Genomic DNA, 6,275 nt, shown 5'->3' with positions numbered 1-6,275 from the left:
TCCCATGAAGCACCTCCTGCTCACAGAGAATCAAACCGAACATCAAATGGGAACCCGTCGATTCAAATTATTCGCCGGATGCTCTAGTTCACCACGGCACTCACAATCTCCAGCCTGTCGGTACCGATGACGAACTTGGCCCGACCCTGCCGCAGGGCGCTCCAGCCTACCCCAATTGCCGGTAGGCGAGCTTGGCGATCTCCTGAAGCCGGTCCTGGGGCAGATCGCCCACCAGCGCGCAACTGATCCCCTCGGCCGTCCACACCAGCGATTTCAGGCGGCCGGCCGCCGAATAGCGAAACGAGGTCTCCCGCGCGGTGTCAGCCGGCACGATGTAGAGCGTCACGCGGCCGCCCGCCGCGTCCTCATACATGAATTGCGCGGCCGGCCCTTCTTGCGACGGCAACAGCCGGCCGCCGACAAGGTCGAGACCGGTCGCTCGCAGGTCGGGCACGGTGAGGGCGCGATCGAGCCGCTTGGAAAGCCATGCTCCGAGGTGCGTTTTCTCGTCGGCCCTCACTTCCACCGGGTGGAGGACTTCGGTTGCGTAAAGGGCGTGGGCCTGCTCGGCCTCGCCGGCGAGCGACAGGGGCGCGGGCGAGGCGACAGTGAGGACATCGCGGCCATACCAGCCGCCCGCGCCACCAATCGCCAGGATCAGGACGGCGGCCGCGGCCATGCCCGACCAGTTGCGGGCCGGGCGCTTGCGATCGCGGGCGATGCGGTGAACCGCCAGCCGCGCCGGAACGGCCTCGCCCGCCACATGACCATATAAGGCTCGCAGCGCCTGGTTTTGCTGTTGCCAATCCGCGACCTCCCGGGCGGCGGCAGGCTGGTCCGCGAGATACCGCTCGACCTCGGCACGACGCCGCGCGTCCAGGACACCGTCGGCAAAAGCCTGCAGGTCGTCCTTGGTGATCGTCGCGTCGTCGCGGCTCATTTCACGGTCCTCAGCATCGGTGCGTCGGCTTGCGTCATCTGGCGCAGGGTCGCGCGAGCGCGTCCAAGACGCGACATCAGCGTACCGATCGGGATAGCGAGCACGGCGGCCGCGTCGGCGTAGCTCAACTCTTCGACGGCAACCAGCAGCAACGCCTCACGCTGGTCCGACGGCAATTCCTGCATGGCCCTAGCCGTCTCGGCCAGCGCCAGCCGACCCGGCTGGACATTCGCCGCCCGCGGCTCGCTTGGCAGGTTTTCGAAGGGAATGGGATCGGGCGCCCTGCGGCGGCGCCGCAGATCGTTGCGATAAACGTTCAGCAGGACGCGAAACAGCCAGGCCCGCAACGGCCCCGAGGGCTTCCACAAATGGCCCTTGCGGATCGCTCGTTCGAGGCAGTCCTGGACGAGATCGTCGGCGAGATCGGGATTGTGCGTGAGCGCCCGCGCGTAGCGTCGCAACGCCGGCACGCATGTCTCCATCTCGTCCAGGAACCGGGACATCGCTGCGACTAGTTCTCCAGGACGACGTGCCAGACTCCGCCGACGCCGTCGCCCGTCGTCTCGCCCGGCGCCTTGTCGTTCTGCCACAGATAGAGCGGCATGCCGTCATAGGCCCATTGCTTGCCGCCGTCCTTGCGTTCGACCAGGGAGTAGTCGCCGTCGGCCGACGCATCATCCGCCGCCATCGCCGGCGGCCACTTCGTCGCGCAGTCGTCATAGCAGTTGGTGACGCCCTTGGTGTCCTTGTCGAAGGTGTAGAGGGTCATTCCGTCGGCGTTGGTCAGGATCTCGCCCTTGTCGGTCTCCATCGATTTGATGGCGCCGCCGGCATAGTCTCCGGCATGGGCCAACGGGACGGCGAGGGACAGGGTCGCTGCGGCGAGAAGCAGGGATCGCATGCGCATGGGAGTCTCCTTGAGGGTGCTTGGGTTCGGCTTACCTCCAGGACAACAGCGCTGGCGCGGAGTTATTCCCTGACGTCGGACTCTTTTTTCGATCGGGCCTGTGTACCCTTACGCCGCCCCCAGTTCTGCCACCAACGCCTTCACCGCCGCGCGGGTGGCGTCGAAGCCGCCGCCGGTGTCGATGACGAAGTCCGCCCGGGCGCGTTTCTCGGCATCCGGCACCTGCTTGGCCAGAATCGCCGCGAACTTTTCCTCGCTCATGCCAGGGCGTGCGAGCACGCGCTCGCGCTGGATCGCCGCCGGCGCGCTGACCACCACGATCTTGTCGCAGCGCGCCTCGGCGCCGGTCTCGTAAAGCAGCGGAATATCGAGGAGGGCGAGAGGCGCGCCGGATTTCTGCGCGTCGGCGAGAAACGCCTGTTCCTCGGCCCGCACCAGCGGGTGGACGATTGCCTCCAGCCGTTTCAGCGCGTCGGGATCGTTCAGCACTTCCGCGCCCAAAAGCTGGCGATCGACGATGCCGTCAATGACCGTTCCCGGAAATTCTGCCTCGATCAGCGGCGCGGCACGGCCGGCATAAAGCCGATGCACCGCAGCGTCGGCATCATGCACCGGCACGCCCTCGTCGGCGAACATGGCGGCGGCGGTCGACTTGCCCATGCCGATCGAGCCGGTGAGGCCGAGGACGATCATCGCCCGCCCTGTCCGTGATGGCCTCGCATCGCTGTCAGACCCCGCTGTCGATGTCGCGGATGATTTTCGCGCGCAGCGCCTCGTCGACCACCGGGCGCCGGCCGAACCAGCGCTCGAAGCCCGGCACCGCCTGATGCAGCAGCATGCCGAGCCCGTCGGCATGGCGAAGGCCACGCGCCTCGGCCGCCTGCAATATCGGCGTTTTGAGCGGCACATAGACGATGTCGGTGACCAGCGCGTGATCGGGCAAGGCGGCAAGGTCCGGCAGCTTCGGCGCGAACCAGTCCGGCGTCTCATCGTCGGGGTCACTGGCCGGAATCGGTACGGTGTTGACCAGAAGATCGGCGGCCTTCAGCTGTGCCTCCCGCTCCGCCTCGCCATGGCCGCTGACGCCGGGGCCGAAGCGCGCCGCCAGTTCCTCGGCCCGCTCGAGGGTGCGGTTGACGATCCGCACGGATTTGACGCCGCGCTTCAACAGCGCGAAGATCACGGCCCGTGCCGCGCCGCCGGCACCGAGCACCACCGCCGTCTCGGCGTCGGCCCAGCCGGGCAGCCGCTCGTCGAGATTGGCCGCGAACCCATAGGCGTCGGTATTGCCGCCGACGAGCCGGCCGGATTTTTCAAACCACAGCGTGTTCACCGCGCCGATCGCCTCGGCCGCCGCGTCCCGCCGCGTGACCGCGGCGAAGGCGGCCAGCTTGTGCGGGATCGTCACATTGCCACCGACAAAGCCATTCTTGCGCAGGCTTTTCAGGAAATCGGCGATCTCCTCGGGCGGCACGCCGACGCGGCGATAGGAGCCGGCAAGGCCGAATTCGGCGAGCCAGCTCTGATGGATCATCGGCGAGCGCGAATGCCACACCGGCCAGCCGGTGACGAAGGCCTTGGGGCCGTCGGGGGCCGCCTGGACATCGCGCGGATCGAAGATCGAGCCTTCGCCGCGCGGGCGGTCCGCGCCGCTGACATAAGGCTGCGGCGTCCACTCCGCGTCGGTATCAGCCATCGATCTCGCCCCGTACGCGCAGCTCTTTCAAGAGCGGCAGCAGCGGCAGGCCGATGATGGTGAAATAGTCGCCCTCGATCCGCTCCATCAGCTGGATGCCCTCCTTCTCGATCTGATAGGCGCCGACGCTGGTCGTCGCCTTCTGGCCGGCGGCGGCGAGATAGCGGCCGATGAAGCCCGGATCGAGTTGGCGCAGGGTGATCGCGGCGGTGGCAACGTGCCGCCAGGTGACCACGCCGTTCTCGACCAGCACAACGGCGCTGTTCAGCGTATGGGTGCGCCCGGAGAGTTTCAGGAGCGTACGGCGCGCCTCTTCCATGTTGGCCGGTTTGTAGAAGATCTCGTCGTCGAGCGAGAGGGTCTGGTCGGCGCCGATGACGATCTCGCCCGGATGGCGGGCCGAGACGTCGGTGGCCTTGGCCTCGGCGAGGATCGCGGCGACGTCTTCAGGTCCGGCACCCGATTGCAGGAGCGGCGCCTCAACCGCCCGCTCGTCGAGCTCGCTCGGCTCGACGGTGAAGTCGATCCCGGCGTTCTTGAGGAGTTCCTTGCGGTGTATGCTGCCGGAGGCGAGCACGATGCCCTTGGCCATTTTGTCCCCATTTTAACCGTTTCTTCACGCCCGAGAGGCTTGATAGCGCCTCGAGGGCCGAAACGCCATTGGCGCCGCTCGGGACTCGATTCGGCATCGCTTCGCAAGGGGCCGGCCGCCTCCACCCCCGGAAATCCGCCGGGCCTGTGGGTTAAGGAAGAGTTAAGCCGGCCCGCCTCCGTGCAGAACCGGGCCGAGGCGCATAAGTCGGCTTTCGTCCACAATCGGCGACGATGCACGGCCTGTGGGCGTCCGAACGGACATTTGTGGACGACGCAGGTTCATCCCATGCTTTCCACAGCTCCCGGACAGGTTTTCGGCAACGCGCGTGCCTCGCTAACATCCTGACGAATCTGGCGGATTGGTTAAAAGTTTAACGTTTCTCACACCGTTGGGCCAAAACCGCTCATTCGGGCTGTGGACGAGCGTGAAACGGCCGCCATCTACCGCCGCTTGTGAATTCCGGCTATCCACCGACTCATAGAATCAAAATAACGATTTCTCTTGAAATCTTTCTTTTTTATTAGGAGCCCAAACCTGATGCAGAAGCGCAAGCTCGTCCGGGTCCTGGAAGGCGAAAGCGTCTTTCCCCCTCCAGTGTGGCTCATGAGACAGGCCGGCCGCTACCTTCCCGAATATCGAGCAACCCGGGAAAAGGCCGGCGGGTTCCTGGATCTCTGCTACAATCCGGATCTTGCGACCGAGGTCACCTTGCAGCCGATCCGTCGCTTCGGATTCGACGCGGCGATCCTGTTTTCCGACATTCTCGTGATCCCGGACGCGCTTGATCGCGGTCTACATTTTGTGCAGGGCGAAGGCCCGAAGCTGACGCCGATCCGCCCGGATGAGATCGCTAATCTCGATCCATCGCGCGGCGAGACTCATCTGGCCCCGGTGATCGCGACGGTCGGTCGGCTACGCCAAGAACTGCCCGACGAGACGACACTGATCGGCTTTTGCGGCGCGCCCTGGACGGTGGCGACCTACATGATCGCCGGCCACGGGACGCCGGATCAGGCCCCGGCGCGGCTATTCGCCTATCGCAATCCGGCCGAGATGGAGACGCTGCTGTATCTGCTGGCGGAGATGAGCGCCGACTACCTGATCCGCCAGTTGCAGGCGGGTGCCGACTGCGTCCAGATCTTCGATTCCTGGGCCGGCGTTCTCGACGAGGCGTCGTTCGAAGCCTATGCCGTGCGGCCAGTTGCCCGGATGGTGGAAAAGGTCCGTGCCGCGGTGCCGGGCGCGAAGATCATCGGCTTTGCCAAGGGCGCGGGATCGCTTTTGAACACCTATCGTGAAAAGACCGGCGTCGATGCGGTCGGCCTCGATTGGTCGGTGCCGGTGTCGCAGGCGAAGGAATTGCAGAAAGCTGGCGCCATCCAGGGCAATCTCGACCCGCTGCGGCTGATCGCCGGCGGCAAGGCGCTGGAAGACGGCGTCGACCGGATTCTCGACAACCTCGGTGATGGGCCGTTGATCTTCAATCTCGGCCACGGCATCACGCCCGAGGCGCCGATCGCCCATGTCGAAGCCCTTCTCGATCGCATCAGGACCGCCAAGCCATGAACCAGAACACCCCACCATCGAGCAAGTCCGCGACGAAGTCGGCCAATGGCGGGCGGACCGCCGTCGTCGCTGTCGTCGCACTGGCGCTTGTCGCAGCCCTGTTCGTCCTGGTGCCGGTCGAATGGCAGCTCTGGATCAAGGCGCTCCACATCTTCGTCATCATCGCCTGGATGGCCGGCATGCTCTATCTGCCGCGGCTATTCGTCTACCACGCGGAAGCGGGACCGGGCACGCCCCAGTCCGAGACCTTCAAGGTGATGGAACGGCGGCTGCTCAAGGGCATCATGACGCCCTCGATGATCCTGACGTGGGTGCTCGGCCTGTGGCTCGCCTGGAAGGTGTTCGAGTTCCAGGGTGGCTGGATTCATGCCAAGATCGCCCTCGTCCTGGTGATGTCCGGCCTGCACGGCTATCTGTCCGCCTCGTTCAAGCGGTTCGAGCGGGACGCGAACACCACATCCGGCAAGTTCTGGCGGGTGATGAACGAGGTGCCGGCGGTCATCCTGATCCTGATCATCATTCTGGTCGTGGTGAAACCGTTCTGATCGCTGACGACAGCTTGGAGAGGAAG

At 65.5% G+C, this 6,275-nt stretch carries 8 protein-coding genes; 2 read left to right on the top strand and 6 right to left on the bottom strand.

From position 1 onward, the window contains the following. Positions 1-166: 166 nt before the first annotated feature. From VQ044_RS18300 to VQ044_RS18275, 6 genes are all read right to left on the bottom strand, one after another. Positions 167-940 (bottom strand): anti-sigma factor family protein, encoded by a 774-nt coding sequence (locus tag VQ044_RS18300; RefSeq protein WP_327648697.1) that lies wholly within the window; start codon positions 938-940, stop codon positions 167-169. Further along, positions 937-1,443 (bottom strand): sigma-70 family RNA polymerase sigma factor, encoded by a 507-nt coding sequence (locus VQ044_RS18295; RefSeq protein WP_327648699.1) that lies wholly within the window; start codon positions 1,441-1,443, stop codon positions 937-939. Before VQ044_RS18295 ends, VQ044_RS18300 begins: the two co-directional genes overlap by 4 nt. An 8-nt stretch (positions 1,444-1,451) precedes the next feature. Further along, positions 1,452-1,841, bottom strand: a complete 390-nt coding sequence (locus VQ044_RS18290; RefSeq protein WP_442872951.1) for a COG4315 family predicted lipoprotein — start codon at positions 1,839-1,841, stop codon at positions 1,452-1,454. Positions 1,842-1,955: 114 nt separating this feature from the next. After that, complete coding sequence (coaE, locus tag VQ044_RS18285; protein ID WP_327648703.1) at positions 1,956-2,540, bottom strand: dephospho-CoA kinase; 585 nt, start codon at positions 2,538-2,540, stop codon at positions 1,956-1,958. A 34-nt stretch (positions 2,541-2,574) separates the two neighbouring features. Beyond that, positions 2,575-3,543: a shikimate dehydrogenase gene (locus VQ044_RS18280; protein WP_327648705.1), complete on the bottom strand. Its 969-nt coding sequence runs from the start codon at positions 3,541-3,543 to the stop codon at positions 2,575-2,577. Then, positions 3,536-4,135, bottom strand: a complete 600-nt coding sequence (locus tag VQ044_RS18275; protein WP_327648706.1) for a Maf-like protein — start codon at positions 4,133-4,135, stop codon at positions 3,536-3,538. Before VQ044_RS18275 ends, VQ044_RS18280 begins: the two co-directional genes overlap by 8 nt. A 540-nt stretch (positions 4,136-4,675) precedes the next feature. Here VQ044_RS18275 and hemE point away from each other — a divergent pair. Together hemE and hemJ are read left to right on the top strand one after the other, a co-directional pair. Beyond that, entirely contained in the window at positions 4,676-5,704 is a 1,029-nt protein-coding gene (gene hemE / locus VQ044_RS18270; RefSeq protein WP_327626192.1) for a uroporphyrinogen decarboxylase, read from the top strand. Further along, positions 5,701-6,249, top strand: a complete 549-nt coding sequence (gene hemJ, locus VQ044_RS18265) for a protoporphyrinogen oxidase HemJ (protein WP_327648707.1) — start codon at positions 5,701-5,703, stop codon at positions 6,247-6,249. The genes hemE and hemJ overlap by 4 nt, the downstream gene beginning before the upstream one ends. Positions 6,250-6,275 lie beyond the last annotated feature (26 nt).

This window comes from Aurantimonas sp. C2-5-R2 (assembly GCF_036549495.1).
In the GTDB taxonomy this organism is placed as follows: Bacteria; Pseudomonadota; Alphaproteobacteria; order Rhizobiales; family Rhizobiaceae; genus Aurantimonas; species Aurantimonas coralicida_A.
Note: the sequence above shows the minus strand (reverse complement) of the source record. Positions and strands in the feature narration are given on the sequence as shown.